Genomic DNA, 18435 nt, shown 5'->3' with positions numbered 1-18435 from the left:
ATCGCGCCGAGGCATGATCGCTTCTTTCCGGAATGCTGATGACCGACCGCTTCCCCCGTGATCTGCGCGGCTATGGCCGCACCCCGCCCGATCCGCAATGGCCGGGCGGCGCCAAGCTCTGCGTCCAGTTCGTGATCAACTACGAGGAGGGCGGCGAAAGCTCGATCCTCGACGGCGACCCGGCCTCCGAATCGCTGCTCTCGGAGATCGTAGGGGCGCAACGCTGGCCGGGACAGCGCAACCTCAACATGGAGTCGCTCTACGAATACGGCTCGCGCGCCGGCTTCTGGCGGCTGTGGCGGATGTTCACCGTGCGCCGGATGCCGGTTACCGTCTACGCCGTGACGCGCGCGCTGGAGCGCAATCCGGAAGTCGTCGAGGCGATGCAGGAGGCCGATTGGGAGATCGCCAGCCACGGGCTGCGCTGGCTCGAATACAAGGACTTTTCCGAAGACGAAGAGCGCCGGCACATTCGCGACGCCGTGCGCATCCACACCGAGATCACCGGCACCCGGCCGCTCGGCATCTATCAGGGCAAGCCGTCGGCCAACACGCTGAAGCTCGTCATGGAGGAGGGCGGGTTCGTCTATTCCTCCGACTCCTACGCCGACGACCTGCCCTATTGGGTGGACGGGCCGAACGGGCCGCACCTGATCATCCCCTATACGCTCGACACCAACGACATGCGGTTCGCGACGCCCCAGGGGTTCAATTCAGGCGATCAGTTCTTCACCTACCTCAAGGATGCCTTCGACGTGCTCTACGCCGAGGGCGAGGCGGGCAGCCCGAAGATGCTGAATGTCGGGCTGCATTGCCGACTGGTCGGCCGACCGGCGCGTGCCGCGGCGCTCGCCCGCTTCCTCGACTACGTACAGAGCCACGACGACGTCTGGGTGGCGCGGCGCATCGATATCGCCCGCCACTGGCACGAGCATTTCACCCCTTTGCCGGGCCTGAAACCGAGTGCGATGGACCGCGAGACCTTCGTCGCCACGTTCGGCGGCGTGTTCGAGCATTCGCCCTTCGTGGTCGAGCGAGCCTTCGAGCGCGGACTGCACGCGTCCCATGACAACCCCGCCGGGCTGTCGGGCGCCATGAATGCGGCCTTCCGCGCGGCGAGCGTCGAGGAGCGCCTCGGCGTGCTCAAGGCGCATCCCGACCTCGCCGGCCGGCTGGCGCTCGCCGGCGACCTGACCGAAGCCTCGAAAAGCGAGCAGGCCTCGGCCGGTCTCGACCGGCTTACGCCGGACGAACTCGCCCGCTTCCAGGCGCTCAACGCGCGCTATGTTGCGGCTTTCGGCTTTCCCTTCATCATGGCGGTGAAGGGCAAGACCAAGGGCGAAATTCTGGCAGCCTTCGAAACCCGCGTGGAGAACGACCGCGACACGGAGTTTTCCATCGCGGCGCGGGAAGTGGAACGGATCGCGCGGCTGCGCATCGGACAGATTTTTGGAGACGCCGCGTGAGCGAGACATTTCTGACAGCCAAGCCCGCGCCGGAAGCCGAGGGGCTTCTAAGGCGCTTCGTCGACCTCGCCCAGCCGCGCCTCGGCTCGCAGGTCACCTTTGCCACCGACGACTTCTTCGCCGACAAGAGCCGCCTGATCCAGCCCGAGCCGGCGATCTTCGTTCCCGGCAAATACGACGATCACGGCAAGTGGATGGACGGCTGGGAATCGCGCCGCAAGCGCACGCCCGGCAACGACTGGTGCGTGATCCGGCTCGGCCAGCGCGGGCTGATCCATGTCGTCGACATCGACACGTCGTTCTTCACCGGCAATTTTCCGCCCGAGGCCGAACTGCTGGCCGCCGACACCGAAGCCGAGCCGGGCGAGGAAGACTGGCGCGTCATCGTGCCGCGCCTCGCACTCGCCGGCGACAGCCATAACATCGTCGAATGCCGCGAGGCCGGGCCGTTCCGCTGGCTGAAGCTTGCGATCTTCCCGGACGGCGGCGTGGCGCGGCTGCGCGTCTATGGCCTCGTCGCCAAGGACTGGACGGCCGTGTCGCGCGACGAGACGCTCGATCTCGTGGCGCTGGAAAACGGCGGTACGGCCATCGCCTGGAACGACGCCCATTACGGGTCGCCGGCAAACCTGATGGCGCCGGGGCGTGGCGTCAACATGGGCGACGGCTGGGAGACGGCGCGCCGCCGGCGGCCGGGCAACGACTGGTGCGTTCTGAAACTGGGCCATGCCGGGGTGATCGAGCGCGCGATCATCGATACGGCCCACTTCAAGGGCAACTATCCCGACCGCTTTTCGCTCAAGGCGGTGCGTCTCGACGCCGATCCGGCGCCCGAGAGGGTGGAGGCCGAAAGCGCAGCCTGGCCCCTGCTCGTGCCGGAAACGAAGCTGGCTGCCGATTCGATCTTCGACGTCGACGACGTCTCCGCGCTCGGCCCGGTTACCCATGTGCGGCTCGACATCTTTCCCGACGGCGGCGTCTCGCGCCTGCGTCTCATCGGCAAAAAGGCCGGCTGATGGCGGAGGTCATCCGGCCGCAGAAGCTGACGAGCGCCGCCTTTGCACCCTTCGGCGATGTGGTCGAGGCGGACAACGCGCGTCAGATCAAGCTGATCAACAACGGTTCGACGACGCGCTTTCACGACGTAGCTCCCGTCGACGTGACGGCGGGCGGCGGCAAGGCGCTGATCTCGATCTTTCGCGGCAAGCCTTTCGGGCTGCCGTTCGAGGTTCGGATGATGGAGCGCCATCCCCTCGGCAGTCAGGCCTTCGTGCCGCTCTCCGACCGGCCCTATCTCGCGGTCGTGGCGCCCGACCAGGGCGGTCAGCCCGGCGCCCCGATTGTCTTCCTCGTCACCGATCGGCTCGGCGTCAGCTACGCCAGGAACACCTGGCACCACCCGCTGATCGCCCTGGAGGAGGTCTCCGACTTCCTGGTGGTCGATCGGGAAGGTCCCGGCGGGAACCTGGAAGAGGCGTTCTACAAGGCGCCCTATTGGGTGGAGGGCTAACCAATCGCGTCCGAATTGCCGCCTGATGCTCAAGCGTTGGCGCGACGCGGAAGCACGAACTTGGAATAGATGCGCTCTACGCCTCGCTGGAGATTCTTCAGCTTGGCGTCCTGTTCGAGGAACCGCCCACACCAGTCGTCGGAGCGGGGGGTCGACTGCTTCCGAGTCGGGGGCGATTGAACGGTCGTCAATGTCGATGCATCGACACCGGCATGCTCGGCGATGTTGCGGATCACCCCTGTCGTGTTGCTGCGCACCTCATCGAACTCGACAGTCATCGGGCTGATCCCGGCGCCGCGGAGTGCTTTTGACCATTCGTAATTGTCGGAGAGCAGTTGATCGAGCGCGCGGCGGATCTGCCAATAGGAATAGGTTGCTTCTGCGCCCGAATTGCCCTGTCCTGAGATCCAGACGCCGGTCTGTTGCGCGATCGCCAGGGATACGGCCTGCCGGACGACATCGGAGCGCACAATGCGAACGACGCGCACATCCGGAAACAGCTCCAGCACGCGCTCGAGACCGCCTAGGACTTCCAGATGTTCGAAATGCATCTTGACCGAAAAAATTCCGTTCGGGGTGGTTCGGCGAGCCATCAGCTCGCGCATCACCGCGTGCGTATCAGTCAGTCCGAGGCGCCTCTTCCACTCATCGAGATTGACCGGATTGCAGTATTCGAAGGGGCGCCCGAGCCTGTCGGTCTCCAGCATCGAATGACCGAGCATATGGCTGCCGGAACGCGGCGTCGAGGCGATTAGGATCGTGGTCTTCGGCTTCGGCGCCTGGCGGACGTCCAACTCCTCACTGAACTGCAACTCGTAAAGCGGCATTCCAGATTTCCTACTCGTGGTCATGAAAACAACGCTCGTTTGGCAAGGCCGGCCGATAGGGAGCCGGGTAAGTAAGGCCATTTTGAGGACCTCGCCCCAACGGTCGTCAGTCATGCATTTTACATTGAACGATGCCGACAAATCAGGACTGGTAGGTTAGGCAAGAAAGAGATTTGAGCGAACGGTTCAAGCCGCCGAAGAGACTTCCGGCAGGCCGCCCGTGGCGACCAGGAAGGCGAGGATGTCGCCGACGCCTTTCTGCCGCGACAGGTCGGTAAAGACGGTCGGGCGGCCGGCGCGGCCGTGTTCGGCATCGCGCGCCATGCGCTCCAGATCGGCGCCGACATAGGGCGCGAGATCGGTCTTGTTGATCACCAGGAGATCGGAGCGGGTGATCGCCGGGCCGCCCTTGCGCGGGATATCGTCACCCTGGGCCACCGAGATGACGTAGATCGAGAGGTCCACCAGATCCGGCGAGAAAGTGGCGGCGAGGTTGTCGCCACCCGATTCAACCAAAATCAGGTCAAGATTGCCATGAATTCGGTTCAATTCCCGAATGGCGGCGAGATTGATCGAGGCGTCTTCGCGAATCGCGGTGTGCGGACAGCCGCCGGTCTCCACGCCGACGATGCGATCGGCCGGCAGCGCCTGCAGCCGCACCAAGGCTTCGGCGTCCTCCTTGGTGTAGATGTCGTTGGTGACGACGGCGATCGACCATGTCTCGCGGGCCGCCTTGCACAGCTTTTCGACGAGTGTCGTCTTGCCGGAACCGACCGGACCACCGATGCCGACGCGAAGCGGGCCATTGTTTCTCATGAGCGAAAGATCCTGGGCGAGAGGGTTTCGTGGCGCATCGCCGCGATCTCCGACAGGATCGCAGCCGAACCGAGATCGTCAAGCCCCGAGGTCGACGCTCGGTCGGCCGCGGCGAGAATCGTCGGTTCCAGCCGTTCCAGAACTGCCATGGCATCGCTCTGGCCGAGCGGCACCAGCCGGATCGCGGCTCCGACCAGGTTGGCGACGAAGGCATGCGCATAGGCCGTCAGCGCTTCGTGGAGTGCGATATCGGTCATGCCCGCAAGCCGGCCGACCGCGACGGGATAGGGGCGGGTCGCATAATCCTCAGCATCGCCCGCATCGCCCGCATCGTGCCACGGCCGCGCAGCCTGCCCGAAGGCCGCGCCGAGAGCTAGCGTCTCGGTTCTGCGTTCCGCCGTTCCCGCGAGCGCGGCAGCGAGCTCGGCAATCTCGTCCAGGGTTCCGTTCTCCCTGGCCGTTGCAGCCCTGTGCGCGGCCGCGAACAGCACGAGGTCGTTCCAGCCGCTGCCGTGGAGAAGCAGCGTCTCGAGCCAATGGAAGACGGCTTCGGCGTCTTCGATGCCCCCGTCTCGCACCGCGGCTTCAAGTCCATGCGAATAGGCGAAGGCCCCGATCGGGAAGGATGGCGACAGCCAGGTGAGAAGCCGGACGAGCGGACGGCTCACGACCGTTGCCGCTCGGCCAGATCGTCGTAGTCGCCGATCGCGAGGTAATGCAGTTCGCGCACCACGCGCAGCGTCGGCTTCAATCCGAACAGGATTGAGCCGATGACGAAAAGCCATGTGCCGGCCGTCATTAGCGAATCGTAGAAGAAGAAGATCGAGCCGATCAGGAACGTCAGCGCCGCGAGGAAGTCGACGATCGTATAGGCGACCTCGTAGAGGGCGTAGATGCGGCGGTTTCGAGGCGATCGTCCGCGATAGTCCGGCTCGAAGACTTTCATGGCATGCTCGTGTGTCCGTTCGCGTTGGCTTCAGCCGGCGCGCGCCGCAGGCCCACGCCGATGCACCCGTTCAGTGATTGTGCTCATGGCCGTTGGCATAGGCGCCGCCTTCCGGGTGGAAGGGCGCTTCGACCTCTTCGACGGTGGCGCCGAGGCCGATCAGCATCTCGCGCAGCACCGGCTCTCGACGGATCAAAAGACGGTGCTCCAGGATTTCCGCCGCCTGATGGCGGTTGCCGAGATGCCAGGAGAGCGCCAGCAGGTGGCGCGGACTGTCGCCGGTCACCGCATAAAGCGGCTCGGGCTTGGCCTTCACCTCGATGATGCGGCCGTCATCGAGCTGCAGTCCGTCGCCATCGGCCAGAAGCACCGCCTCGGGAAGGTCGAGCAGGAAGGCGATGCCGCCGTCGGAGACCATATGCATGCGGCGGCGATGCCGGGCGGTCTCGTCGAGCGTGATGGTATCGGCGGCCTCGCTCCAATCGCCGTGCTTTCGCACCGCCTCCGCAACGATCATTGTCTGTCCTCGTCCTTATGCCGAACACTGCGGGTCGGCCGCCGCGTCCGAGCGCGACGGTCGTCCCATGGGCCTCTATAGGTGGTGTCGGATCTAGAAGAGAAAATAGCGCTGCGCCATCGGCAGCACGTCGGCCGGCGCGCAGGTGAGCAACTCGCCGTCGGCGCGCACCTCGTAGGTCTCGGGATCGACCTCGATCGTCGGCGTGGCGTCGTTGAGGAGCATCGAGGCCTTGGAGATGCCGCCGCGGGTGTTTTCCACCGCCAAGAACGTCTTCTCGCAGCCGAGCCGCTTGCGCAGGTCGTCGGCGATCGCCGCGCCGGAGACGAAGGTGACCGCCGAGGCCCCGACCGCCTTGCCATAGGCGCCGAACATCGGCCGGTAGTGCACCGGCTGCGGCGTCGGGATCGAGGCGTTGGGATCACCCATCGGCGCGGCGACGATCGAGCCGCCGAGCAGCACCATCGCCGGCTTGACGCCGAAGAAGGCGGGGTCCCACAGCACCAGATCGGCGCGTTTGCCCACCTCGATCGAGCCGATCTCATGGCTCATGCCCTGGGCGATCGCCGGGTTGATGGTGTATTTGGCGACGTAGCGGCGGGCGCGCAGATTGTCGTTGTCGCCGGTCTCGCCGGCGAGCCGGCCGCGCTGGCGCTTCATCTTGTCGGCGGTCTGCCAGGTGCGGATGATCACCTCGCCGACGCGGCCCATCGCCTGGCTGTCGGAGGCGATGATCGAAAACGCGCCGAGATCGTGCAGAATGTCCTCGGCGGCGATCGTCTCCTTGCGAATGCGGCTTTCGGCAAAGGCGATGTCCTCGGGAATCGAGGCGTCGAGGTGGTGGCACACCATCAACATGTCGAGATGCTCTTCCAGCGTGTTCACCGTATAGGGCCGCGTCGGATTGGTCGACGACGGCAGGACGTTGGGCAGGCCGCACACCTTGATGATGTCGGGCGCGTGGCCGCCGCCTGCGCCCTCCGTGTGGAAGGCGTGGATGGTGCGGCCCTTGAAGGCGTCGACGGTGTTTTCGACGAAGCCGGACTCGTTCAGCGTATCGGTGTGGATCATCACCTGGACGTCGAAATCGTCGGCGACCGAGAGACAGTTGTCGATCGCCGCCGGCGTCGTCCCCCAGTCCTCGTGCAGCTTCAGCGCGCAGGCGCCGGCGTGGATCATCTCTTCCAGCGCGCCGGGCAGCGAGGCGTTGCCCTTGCCGGAAAAGCCGAGATTCATCGGGAAGGCGTCTGCGGCCTGGATCATCCGGGCGAGATGCCACGGGCCGGGCGTGCAGGTGGTGGCGAGCGTGCCGTGCGCCGGCCCGGTGCCGCCGCCGAGCATGGTGGTGACGCCGGAATAGAGCGCCTCCTCGATCTGCTGGGGGCAGATGAAGTGGATATGGCTGTCGAAGCCGCCGGCGGTGAGGATCTTGCCCTCGCCGGCGATCGCCTCGGTTCCCGGACCGATGATGATGCTAACGCCCGGCTGAGTGTCGGGGTTGCCGGCCTTGCCGATGGCCGCGATGCGTCCGTCCTTCAGCCCGATGTCGGCCTTGTAGATGCCGGTGTGGTCGAGGACGAGAGCGTTGGTGATCACCGTGTCGACGGCCCCTTGCGCCTGGGTCGCCTGGCTCTGGCCCATGCCGTCGCGGATCACCTTGCCGCCGCCGAACTTCACCTCTTCGCCGTAGATCGTGAAGTCCTTCTCCACCTCGATGAAGAGTTCGGTGTCGGCGAGGCGCACCCTGTCGCCGGTCGTGGGGCCGAACATGGCGGCATAGGACGAACGCGAGATGGTGGCTGGCACTGGCGATAACCCCGCTGACAACAAAAGCTTTCGAACAACCCACCAAGCGCCGCGCTCTCTGGCCGCGCTTGCTTCGCCGACCATAGCGACGCGCGGGCTGATTGTCTCGCCCGCGAAACCTATATTGTCATCATGCGCCGACCCGGTGGGTGTCCGTCTGGGCTCGGGAGTGCGGGCTGTCGAACGGCGAGGATCGCGAATGAAACGGTGGCAACGGGGGGCGATGGCGACGGCACTGGTTTTGCTGGGTCCGGGCACGGTCCTGGCGCAGCCCTATACCGCCTTTCCGGGTCGATCGCATGGCGGCCCCGAGATCGAGGTTTTGCGCGTGCGTCCGAGGATCGAGGTCAGGCCCGTGGAACGGCAGCGCCTTCTCGATGCCGAATCCTTCCGCGACAAGGTCGGCGGCAGCGAGCCGGTCACGCCGGTGAAGCCGGTCATTCCCCGGCTGACCGAGGACGTGCCGATGGAATTGCGCGCAACCGAAGGCACCGGCAAGATCAATCCGGCCAATGCCGGTGCCCTGGCGCGCCAGGGAAGCACGGCTGCCGGCAGCGGCCCGTACACCCGGATCGACCGCTGATCCGCTTTGCCTCGTGCGGCCTGGCGAGGCGCGAAGCGACGGCTGACGCCTAGAGCGTGCCGGTCACCTTGGCGTTGAAGCCGTAGACCTTGCGGTCGCCGCGATAGGGCACCAGCGTCACTTCTCGTGTCTGGCCCGGCTCGAAGCGCACGGCGGTGCCTGCCGCGATATCGAGGCGCATGCCCCGCGCTCTGTCGCGGTCGAAGGCGAGCGCCGAATTGGTCTCGGCGAAATGATAGTGCGAGCCCACCTGCACCGGGCGATCGCCGGTGTTCGAGACCTCCAGCGTGACCGTGGCCTGACCGTCGTTCAGGATGATCTCGCCGTCCTTCGGCAGAATCTCACCGGGGATCATCGGATGGCGTCCTCGTTTGCCGCTCAAAGATCGCCCAAACAAGCCGGAAAGGGCGACAAAAGCAAGCCTTGCACGGGCTCCATCGGACCGTTAGCCGGAGATTTCGACGAGACGGCTCATCTCTCGTCCCCAGCGATTTGCCGGCCGGTATCGCCACGTCCCGCTTCATCACGCTGATTTGATCGATCGACCCGCTTACCGAAGGTTCTCGGTTCATACTTTGATAAGAAATGGGCTCGGTCGTCGCTGCGTAAGCTATGGGATTTCTTTTTAAGTATGGGTCACCGTCTGTGTGTTGGCGGAATCGATCGCTTTTGATCGACTGAATTGATCGTCCGCAAAAGGATATCCGGTAAGAGGTGGCGACGGATCGGAATGGAATGAAGAAACGGGCCGAAGGGTCCGGCCGGTCTGCCGACCGCGTCATGAGGGGACGACGACATGCGACTGACTCACCTGGTTCTCGGCATCGCGACGATTGCCGCAGCAAGCGGGTTGGCCAGCTTGCCGGCTGGCGGCGATGCGCCGTGGATCCTGCGCACCGTGACGCTGAACGCACTGCGCGGACCCGCGTTCTACTCCGCCCCGGATCGTCGGTTCGTCTTCGTGGCCTCGCCGATCGCCACCGTGGATCTCATTGCCGGCGCCTCAGACGACAGTGTCGGCAATGAAGAAGAGATCGCTTCGCTGGCGGTCCCCTCCGACCTGCCCGCCCATTGAAATCCGGGCGGTCTCCGACCTCGAACCATCCTCTCGCCACGGCGTCCTTTTCGATAAAAAGCCGGTTACGCTAGCGACAGACCGACAAGCCTGTCTATCTTTCCGTTTGACCCTGCGGGATGCGGGGCACGAACAAGCGGAGAGGTGGCAGATGCGACTGGTGCGGTTCGGCGAACCGGGGCACGAAAAACCCGGACTGATCGACGGTGACAACGTCCTGCGGGATCTGTCGGGGGAGGTCGCCGACATCGCCGGCGAAGTCCTGTCGCGCCACAAAATGGATTTTCTGCGCGGCCTCGATCCCAAGAGCCTGCCCAAGGCCGACCCCTCGCATCGCATCGGCCCGCCGGTCGGCCGGGTCGGCAATTTCGTGGCCGTTGGTCTCAACTACGCGGACCACGCCCGCGAGACCGGAGCGGCCATTCCCCAGGAACCGATCCTCTTCAACAAGGCGCCCTCGTCGATCGTCGGGCCGCACGACGAGGTGATCCAGCCAAAGGGATCGCAGTCGCTCGACTGGGAGGTCGAGATCGCTGCCGTCATCGGCGAGGAGACACTCTATGTTTCCGAGGACGAGGCGATGGATCACATCGCCGGTTTCTGCCTGTGCAACGACGTCTCCGAGCGCGACTACCAGAGCAATCGCGGCGGCCAGTGGATGAAGGGCAAGGGCTTTCCGAGCTTCGGCCCGATCGGGCCCTGGCTGGTGACGCCGGACGAATTCGAGGATGTCCAGGCCGTCGATCTGTGGCTCGACGTCAATGGCGAGCGCATGCAGACCGGCTCGACCGGCACCATGATCTTCGGCATCAGGACGCTGATCTCCTACATTTCGCAGTTCATCCGGCTGATGCCGGGTGACGTCGTCACCACCGGCACGCCTCCGGGCGTGGGCATGGGGCGCACACCCCCGCGCTTTCTCAAGCCAGGCGACATCATCACCCTCGGCGGAACGCATCTCGGCGAGCAGCGCCAGGTGGTGAAGGCCTTCCCGGAATGACCTGCCGCTGCCGATATATCGGCTGATATATCTGCAATTTATACGATAGAGCGCCCTCGTCGGCTGGACATGTCGCCGCCCGCTCCTATGCCTTATGGCGCGGGCAGAAGGTCTGATCGGGACCTATCCATCTGCCGGCGAGGAGGGGCAATCGTGGGAGCGAAGCAGGATTTACGGATGACGACAGCCTTGGAAGCCACCCGAGCCGATGCCACCGCAAGCGAGGATGCCGCGCTGGCGCACCTGCGGACCCTTGCCGAAAGCCGCGTTGCGATCGAGGCCGTCACCCCGGAGGTGAACGGTGGCCGCTTCGCGGTCAAGCGGATCGTGGGCGAGCCGCTCGTCATTTCGGCGGATGTCTTCTGCGACGGCCATGACAAGATCGACGCCGCCATCGCCTATGGGCCGGTAGGCGGCCCGACGGAGGAGGTGCCGCTCACCTTCGTCGTCAATGACCGCTGGACCGGTACCATCAGTTTCGGCAACGTGGGTCCGCATCGCTATTCGATCATCGGTTGGCGCGATCTCTATGCCACCTGGCGGGACGAGACCAAGAAGAAGCGCGATGCGGGAGTCCTGACGGAGCTCGAGCTTCAGGAAGGGCGCGATCTGGTCGCTAAGGCCCAGACCTCAGGCCGCGGCACTGACGAGCAGCAGAAGGCGCTGGCCGATCTGGCGTGGCAGCTCGGCGAAATGCACGGGGCTGGCGATGGCGACGGACAGTATTTCCTGCTGCATGCGCCGGAGTCGGTTGCGCTGCTTTATGCAACGGGCGTGCGCACCAATTTGACCAGCTATGCGGACGTGCCGGTCTGGGTCGACCGCGAGAGGGCCGCTTTCAGCGCCTGGTACGAACTCTTTCCGCGGTCGCAGTCCGGCGATCCCAATCGACACGGTACCTTCGACGACGTCATCGCACGGCTGCCCGACATCCAGGAGATGGGCTTCGACGTCCTCTACTTCCCACCGATCCATCCGATCGGGCACACCAACCGCAAGGGCAAGAACAATTCGCTCAAGGCTGGGCCGGGCGACGTTGGCAGCCCCTACGCCATCGGTGCCGAAGAGGGCGGCCATCTGGCGATCCATCCGGAACTTGGCACCTTCGACGATTTCCATCGCCTCGTGGCGGCCGCTAAGGACCACGGCCTGGAAATCGCGCTCGACATCGCGCTGAACGCCTCGCCCGACCATCCGTGGATCAAGGAGCATCCCGAATGGTTCGACTGGCGGCCGGACGGCTCGATCAAGTACGCCGAGAACCCGCCCAAGAAGTACGAGGACATCGTCAACTTCCACTTCTACCGCGATGCCATCCCGTCAGTGTGGATCGCCATGCGCGACATGTTCCTGCACTGGGTCGAGCACGGCGTCAGGATCTTCCGCGTCGACAATCCGCACACCAAGCCGTTTCCCTTCTGGGAATGGGTGATCGACGAGGTGCGCAAGGTCGAGCCCGGCGCCATCTTCCTGGCCGAGGCGTTCACCCGGCCCAAGGTGATGAAGCGGCTGGCGAAAGTCGGCTACAACCAGTCCTACTCCTACTTCACCTGGCGAAATGCCAAGTGGGAGTTCGAGGAGTACATGACGGAGCTGACGACGGAGGAATGCGCCGACTACATGCGGCCGAACTTCTTTGTCAACACGCCGGACATCAACCCGATCCCGCTGCAGACCAGCGGCAGGCCGGGCTTTCGCATGCGTCTCGCCCTGGCGGCCTCGCTGGCCGGCAACTACGGCGTCTATTCCGGCTTCGAGCTGTGCGAATACGAGCCCGTTCCGGGGCGTGAGGAATACCTCAACTCGGAAAAATACGAGATCCGCGCCTTCGACTGGAAGCGGCCGGGCAACATCCGCGACGACATCATCTTCTTCAACCGGCTGCGCCAGAGCGAACCGGCGATGCGTCAGTTCCGAAACCTCGCCTTCTATACGTTCTGGAACGACAACGTGCTGTGGTACGGCAAGCGGACGGCGGATCTTTCGTCGTTCCTGCTCTTCGCCGTCAATCTCGACCCGCATAACGGGCAGGGCGGCAGCTTCGAGGTTCCGCTCTGGGAGTTCGGCCTGCCGGACTCGGGCTCAGTGAACGTCGAGGAACTGGCGAGCGGCCAGCGCTTTGTCTGGCAAGGAAAGGTGCAGCACTGGTGGCTCGATCCCGCCATCTGCCCCTATGCCGTTTTCCGTATCTCTAGACAGTAGTCCCGGGTCCATCCGCATGAACGATCACATCATTTCCACTCCTTCTGACACCACCTCGGTGCCGGACCCGGAGGCCAACGACTGGTACAAGGACGCCATCGTCTACCAGTTGCACGTCAAGACCTTCGCCGATTCGTCGGGCGACGGCACGGGCGATTTCGCCGGCCTGCTGGAGCGGCTGGACTACATCGCCGAGCTCGGCGTGACCGCGGTCTGGCTTCTGCCGTTCTATCCGTCGCCGCTGCGCGACGACGGCTACGATATCGCCGACTACCGCTCCGTCCATCCTTCCTACGGCACCATGGAGGATTTCGAGCGGCTGGTGGAGGAATGCCATAAGCGCGGCCTCAAGGTCATCACCGAGCTGGTCATCAACCACACCTCGGACCAGCATCCCTGGTTTCAGGCGGCCCGTGCCGCGCCGAAGGGCTCGCCGGAGCGCGACTTCTACGTCTGGGCCGATGACGACCAGGGCTACAAGGGCACCCGCATCATCTTCCTGGATACGGAGTCGTCGAACTGGACCTGGGATCCGGTGGCCCAGCAGTACTTCTGGCACCGGTTCTATTCGCACCAGCCCGACCTCAACTTCGACAATCCGAGGGTGATGGAGGAGGTGCTCGACGTGATGCGCTTCTGGCTCGACAAGGGGGTGGATGGGCTGCGGCTCGACGCCATTCCTTATCTGGTCGAGCGCGAGGGCACCAACAACGAGAACCTGTCGGAAACCCACGACGTCCTGAAGCAGATCCGCACGGCGCTCGACGAACGCTACGACGGCAAGATGCTGCTGGCCGAGGCCAACCAGTGGCCCGAGGACACGCGCCCCTATTTCGGCGAGGGCGACGAATGCCACATGGCGTTCCACTTCCCGCTGATGCCGCGCATGTACATGGCGCTGGCCCAGGAAGACCGGCACCCGATCACCGACATCATGCGGCAGACGCCGGAGATCCCGGAAAACTGCCAGTGGGCGATCTTCCTCAGGAACCATGACGAGCTGACGCTCGAAATGGTGACCGAGGAGGAGCGCGACTACCTCTGGCAGACCTACGCCTCCGATACGCGGGCGCGCATCAATCTCGGCATCCGCCGTCGCCTGGCGCCGCTGATGGGCAACGACCGGCGCAAGATCGAGCTTCTCAACGCACTCCTGATGTCGATGCCGGGGACCCCCGTCGTCTATTACGGCGACGAGATCGGCATGGGCGACAACTACTATCTCGGCGACCGCGATGGCGTGCGCACGCCGATGCAATGGTCGGTCGACCGCAATGGCGGTTTCAGCCGGGCCGATCCGCAGCGGCTCTATCTGCCGCTGATCCAGGACCCCACCTACGGCTATCTCAGCCTCAACGTCGAGGCGCAGACCAACAATCCGGCCTCGCTGCTCAACTGGATGCGTCGGCTGATCCAGGTGCGGCGCACGACCGAGGCGTTCGGCCGCGGTACGATCACCTTCCTTTATCCCAACAACCGCAAGATCCTGGCCTATCTGCGCGAGTACAAGAACCAGCGCATCCTGTGCGTCGCCAACCTTTCGAGCTCGGCGCAGGCCGTGGAGCTCGATCTGTCGCAGCACGAGGGCTGCATCCCGACCGAGATGCTGGGCCATTCGCATTTTCCACGGATCGGCCAACTCACCTATCTGCTGACTATGCCGGCCTTCGGGTTCTATTGGTTCGAGCTCGGCTCGGGTGAGGGGGGCGGCACGGGCGAGGTGATGGCCCCGACGCCCCTGCCGGACTTCTCCACCATCGTGGTTTCGGGCGACCTGAAGGAGACGATGAGCGGTCGCAACGGCCGCGAGATCGAGTCCGTCCTGCCGGAATTCGTCGGTCGCCAGCGCTGGTTCTCGGGCAAGACGGCGCGGCCGCGCCGGGTGGAACTGATCACTTACGATTCGCCGCCGGCCTCGCGGCACCACCTGATCTCCGAGATCAAGGTGGACGGGGCCACCGGCGAGCAGCGCTATTTCCTGCCGTTCGGCGTCAAATGGGGCGAGAAGCATCTGCATCGCGATGCGCCGGCTTTGCCCTATACGCTGGCGAAGATCCGGCGCGGTCCGCGCACCGGCGCGATCCTCGACGGGGCGCGCGATCCGGATCTGGCGAAGGTGTTCGTCGATCTGATCGCGACGGGCGAGGACCTCGCGCTGGGCGACGCGACGCTGCGGATCGAGCATTCGCAGGCGGTGGCGGACGATGTCGCGGCGGCCGCCGAGGTGCAGCCGGACGCCATCCACGCCATGTCTGGCGAGCAGTCCAACACCTCCCTGCAGATCGGCACGGTGGCGATCCTCAAATTCTATCGCCAACTGCGCGACGGCATCCAGCCCGAGCTGGAAGTGACCCGCTTCCTGACCGAGAAGACCTCGTTCGACGCGGCACCGGCCCTGCTCGGCAGCGTCGTGCTGCAGCGGGCGGACGGCAGCGAGGCGGCGATCGCCGCCCTGTTCGAGCGGGCCGAGAACCAGGGCGACGCCTGGTCGGTGGTGACCGATGCGCTTGCCCGCTACCTGCGCGACAACGCCTATGTCAGTGCACCGCCGCCGGTGGCCGAAGAGCTGACCGACGAGCTCGATACGATTCCCGAGCAGGTTCTGCAGATGCAGATCGATCCGGGTCTGACGATCGGCCAGCGTACCGGCGAAATGCATGCCGGGCTGTCGACCGTGACCGGCGATCCGGCCTTCGATCCCGAGCCGATCGATGCCGAGGCGCTCGCCGATATCGTGGCCGAGGCCAGGCGCGAGGCGGAGGATGCGCTGGCCATGCTGCGCCGCATGGAGCCGAGCAATCTGCCCGAGGGCGTAGACCGGTTGCTCGCGGCCGAGGCGTCGATCCTCGCCTGGTTCGACAGCTTCGGCGGCATGTCGTTCTCCAGCTCGCGCATCCGCATCCACGGCGACTACCATCTCGGGCAGGTGCTGGTCGCCAAGAACGACGTCGTCATCCTCGACTTCGAGGGCGAGCCGAGCCGGCCGCTCGAGGAGCGTCGCAAGAAGACCTCGCCGCTGCGCGACGTGGCCGGCATGCTGCGCTCCTTCGACTACGCCGCCTACGCCGCCTACGACCGGTCGGGTCCGGCCGACGAGGCGACGATGCAGCGGCTGTTCGAAATGGCGGAAGGCTGGCGCGACGACGCTTCGGCGACCTTCCTGTCCGCCTGGAGCGAGGCTTCGGGCATCGCCATCGCGGATGAAGGGAACGCTCGGCTACTCGACCTCTTTATCCTGCAGAAGGCCTTCTACGAATTGAAATACGAGGCGGCCTCGCGTCCGGCGTGGCTGTCGATTCCGCTGCGCGGGATCTTGGCCCTTCTCGAGAAACGACAGGTTCTCTGATGAGCATGACAGACATGAGCCCCGAGACGACCACGCCGGGGCCTGACCACCGGCCCAGCGAGCACGAGGCCTGGGAGATCGGCCACGGCACGCATGGGGATCCCTATCACGTCCTGGGGCCGCATCCGGTGTCGGGCGGAGTGGCCGTGCGCGTCTTCCGGCCGGGTGCGGAGAAAGCCTCGGTGATCACCGAGGCGGGCGCCGTTCTGGGGACGCTGGAGCGCTTCGGCCCCGAAGGTTTCTTTTCCGGTCTGATGCCGTCGCTGCCGGAGGACGGGCATTATCGCTTGCGCTACACGCATGGGTCCGTCGATTGGGAAGAGGAAGACCCCTACCGGTTCGGCTTCATCCTCGGCGATCATGACCTCTATTATTTCGCGCAAGGGACGCACTACAAGCTCTACGAGACGCTGGGAGCCCATCCGAAGACCATGGACGGCGTCGACGGCACGGCCTTCGCCGTGCTGGCGCCGATGGCGCGGCGCGTCTCGGTCGTCGGCAATTTCAACTCCTGGGACGGTCGCCGCCATATCATGCGCCGGCGCCACGAATGCGGCGTCTGGGAGTTGTTCATCCCGGGGGTCGGGCGCGGCGAAGTCTACAAGTTCGAGGTGCTGGGTCCGAACAACGAGCTTCTGCCTCTGAAGCAGGACCCGGTCGGGTTCCTGCAGGAGATGGCGCCCTCCACCGCCTCGGTCGTCTCTGGCTTGGTCGAACACGACTGGAAAGACCAGGAGTTTCAGAACAATTCCGCCGATTGGCAGGACCGCGAGAAGCCGATCTCGATCTACGAGGTGCATCTCGGCTCGTGGCGGCGCGGCGCCGGCAACGCCTTCCTGACCTATGACGAATTGGCCGAAACGCTTCCGGCCTACGTCAAGGAGATGGGTTTCACCCATGTGGAGTTCATGCCGGTCTCCGAGCATCCGTTCTACGGATCCTGGGGCTACCAGCCGATCGGCCTCTATGCGCCGACCTCGCGCTTCGGCTCGCCGGAAGCCTTCGCCCGGCTGGTCGACACGTTGCACCAGGAAGGCATCGGCGTGCTGCTCGACTGGGTGCCGGGGCACTTTCCGACGGACGTGCACGGCCTCGGCTGGTTCGACGGCACGGCGCTCTACGAGCATCCGGATCCGCGCAAGGGGTTCCACCAGGACTGGAACACGCTGATCTTCAATTACGGCCGCACCGAGATCAAGAACTACTTGGTGGGCAACGGCCTCTACTGGCTCGACCGCTTCCACATCGACGGTCTGCGTGTCGATGCCGTGGCCTCGATGCTCTATCTCGACTACTCGCGCAAGGCGGGCGAGTGGGAGCCGAACATCTATGGCGGGCGCGAGAATCTTGAGGCCATGGCCTTCCTGAAGGAGGCCAACGAGAAGATCGGCAGCTACTATCCGAAGGCCTCGACCCATGCCGAGGAATCGACCGCCTTTCCAGGCGTGTCGACGCCGACCTATCTCGGCGGCCTGGGCTTCCACTTCAAATGGAACATGGGGTGGATGCACGACACGCTGCACTTCATGCAGGAAGACCCGGTCCACCGGCGTTACCACTACCACAACATGACCTTCGGGATGGTCTACGCCTATTCGGAGAACTTCATCCTGCCGCTCAGCCACGACGAGGTCGTCTACGGCAAGGGCTCTTTGCTCGAAAAGATGCCGGGCGACCGCTGGCAGAAGTTCGCCAATCTACGCGCCTATTTCGGCTTCATGTGGGCCCATCCCGGCAAGAAGCTGATCTTCATGGGCGGCGAGTTCGGCCAGTCGCACGAGTGGCAGCACGACTATTCGCTGGACTGGCACCTGCTGCAATATCCCGAACACAAGGGCGTGCAGTCGCTGATGAAGGACCTCAACGCCTTCTATCGGGACACGCCAGCGATGCATCAGCTGGACTGCGATCCCGCCGGCTTCGAATGGGTGGATGCCGCCAACGCCGATCAGACGGTGCTCGCCTTCCTGCGCAAGGACCGCGACGGCAACCAGGTGCTGATCGTCTCCAACTTCACACCCGTGCCGCGCCACGACCACCGTCTCGGCGTCCCGACCGGCGGCACCTGGGTGGAGAAGGTCAACACCGACCGCGAAGCCTATGCGGGCTCGAACCTCACCAATCCGCCGGTGAAAGCGGACGAGGTACCCGCGCATGGCCGGCCCTATTCCGTGAAGCTGACCCTGCCGCCGCTGGCAACGATCATGCTGATGCCGGAAGGGCATGGCTGAGAGAAGCGGCGGCTGGCGACTCGTTCAGCTACTCCGGCGCATAGCTCACCTCGTCATCCTCGGCCTCAAGGCCGGGGATCCATGCCAAGCCCGCGGGTTCGCCAAGTTGT

Annotated in this window: 16 protein-coding genes; 9 read left to right on the top strand and 7 right to left on the bottom strand. The window is 64.8% G+C overall.

Features of this window, described 5'->3' with window-relative positions:
• Window positions 1-38 precede the first annotated feature (38 nt).
• From puuE to SMD10_RS02595, 3 genes are read left to right on the top strand one after another with little or no spacing between them, the layout of a single operon-like run.
• Window positions 39-1466 carry an allantoinase PuuE gene (gene puuE / locus SMD10_RS02605; RefSeq protein WP_331684083.1) on the top strand — a complete coding sequence of 476 codons (1428 nt, stop codon included), beginning with the start codon at window positions 39-41 and terminating at the stop codon, window positions 1464-1466.
• A complete protein-coding gene (alc, locus tag SMD10_RS02600) occupies window positions 1463-2482 on the top strand; it encodes an allantoicase (RefSeq protein ID WP_331684082.1) in 1020 nt (339 codons plus the stop codon). Before puuE ends, alc begins: the two co-directional genes overlap by 4 nt.
• Complete coding sequence (locus SMD10_RS02595) at window positions 2482-2976, top strand: ureidoglycolate lyase (protein WP_331684081.1); 495 nt, start codon at window positions 2482-2484, stop codon at window positions 2974-2976. The genes alc and SMD10_RS02595 overlap by 1 nt, the downstream gene beginning before the upstream one ends.
• Before the next feature lie 29 nt (window positions 2977-3005).
• On the opposite strand, the gene SMD10_RS02590 is transcribed toward SMD10_RS02595, so the two are convergent.
• From SMD10_RS02590 to ureC, 6 genes are all read right to left on the bottom strand, one after another.
• Window positions 3006-3917, bottom strand: coding sequence for a Stf0 family sulfotransferase (locus SMD10_RS02590; protein ID WP_331684080.1), 912 nt, complete (start codon window positions 3915-3917; stop codon window positions 3006-3008).
• Between the two features lie 72 nt (window positions 3918-3989).
• Window positions 3990-4619, bottom strand: coding sequence for an urease accessory protein UreG (ureG, locus tag SMD10_RS02585; RefSeq protein WP_331684079.1), 630 nt, complete (start codon window positions 4617-4619; stop codon window positions 3990-3992).
• Window positions 4616-5287, bottom strand: a complete 672-nt coding sequence (locus SMD10_RS02580; protein ID WP_331684078.1) for an urease accessory protein UreF — start codon at window positions 5285-5287, stop codon at window positions 4616-4618. The genes ureG and SMD10_RS02580 overlap by 4 nt, the downstream gene beginning before the upstream one ends.
• A complete protein-coding gene (locus SMD10_RS02575; protein ID WP_331684077.1) occupies window positions 5284-5565 on the bottom strand; it encodes a YrhK family protein in 282 nt (93 codons plus the stop codon). Before SMD10_RS02575 ends, SMD10_RS02580 begins: the two co-directional genes overlap by 4 nt.
• 70 nt (window positions 5566-5635) lie before the next feature.
• A complete protein-coding gene (locus SMD10_RS02570; protein WP_331684076.1) occupies window positions 5636-6082 on the bottom strand; it encodes an urease accessory protein UreE in 447 nt (148 codons plus the stop codon).
• 93 nt (window positions 6083-6175) lie between these two features.
• The gene (gene ureC / locus SMD10_RS02565) at window positions 6176-7888 is read right to left on the bottom strand and encodes an urease subunit alpha (protein WP_331684075.1); all 1713 of its coding nucleotides are present in this window, start codon (window positions 7886-7888) and stop codon (window positions 6176-6178) included.
• A gap of 199 nt (window positions 7889-8087) precedes the next feature.
• On the opposite strand from ureC, the gene SMD10_RS02560 reads away from it, so the two are divergent.
• Window positions 8088-8471 (top strand): hypothetical protein, encoded by a 384-nt coding sequence (locus SMD10_RS02560; RefSeq protein WP_331684074.1) that lies wholly within the window; start codon window positions 8088-8090, stop codon window positions 8469-8471.
• Between the two features lie 49 nt (window positions 8472-8520).
• On the opposite strand, the gene SMD10_RS02555 is transcribed toward SMD10_RS02560, so the two are convergent.
• Complete coding sequence (locus tag SMD10_RS02555) at window positions 8521-8826, bottom strand: urease subunit beta (RefSeq protein ID WP_331684073.1); 306 nt, start codon at window positions 8824-8826, stop codon at window positions 8521-8523.
• A gap of 441 nt (window positions 8827-9267) precedes the next feature.
• Between SMD10_RS02555 and SMD10_RS02550 the strand changes: the two genes are divergently transcribed.
• The 5 genes from SMD10_RS02550 to glgB all read left to right on the top strand — a co-directional run bounded on the left by SMD10_RS02550 (window position 9268) and on the right by glgB (window position 18325).
• Complete coding sequence (locus tag SMD10_RS02550; RefSeq protein WP_331684072.1) at window positions 9268-9546, top strand: hypothetical protein; 279 nt, start codon at window positions 9268-9270, stop codon at window positions 9544-9546.
• 151 nt (window positions 9547-9697) lie between these two features.
• Window positions 9698-10546: a fumarylacetoacetate hydrolase family protein gene (locus tag SMD10_RS02545; protein ID WP_331684071.1), complete on the top strand. Its 849-nt coding sequence runs from the start codon at window positions 9698-9700 to the stop codon at window positions 10544-10546.
• Window positions 10547-10723: 177 nt separating this feature from the next.
• Window positions 10724-12748, top strand: a complete 2025-nt coding sequence (locus tag SMD10_RS02540) for an alpha-1,4-glucan--maltose-1-phosphate maltosyltransferase (RefSeq protein WP_331684070.1) — start codon at window positions 10724-10726, stop codon at window positions 12746-12748.
• Between the two features lie 16 nt (window positions 12749-12764).
• Window positions 12765-16094, top strand: coding sequence for a maltose alpha-D-glucosyltransferase (gene treS, locus SMD10_RS02535; RefSeq protein ID WP_331684069.1), 3330 nt, complete (start codon window positions 12765-12767; stop codon window positions 16092-16094).
• On the top strand, window positions 16094-18325 hold the full coding sequence (gene glgB, locus SMD10_RS02530) for a 1,4-alpha-glucan branching protein GlgB (protein WP_432757159.1): 2232 nt from the start codon (window positions 16094-16096) through the stop codon (window positions 18323-18325). Before treS ends, glgB begins: the two co-directional genes overlap by 1 nt.
• Window positions 18326-18435: the final 110 nt, after the last annotated feature.

It is taken from the genome of Consotaella aegiceratis, assembly GCF_036541425.1.
Taxonomy (GTDB): Bacteria; Pseudomonadota; Alphaproteobacteria; order Rhizobiales; family Rhizobiaceae; genus Consotaella; species Consotaella aegiceratis.
This window is presented reverse-complemented; position numbering and strand designations above follow the sequence as displayed.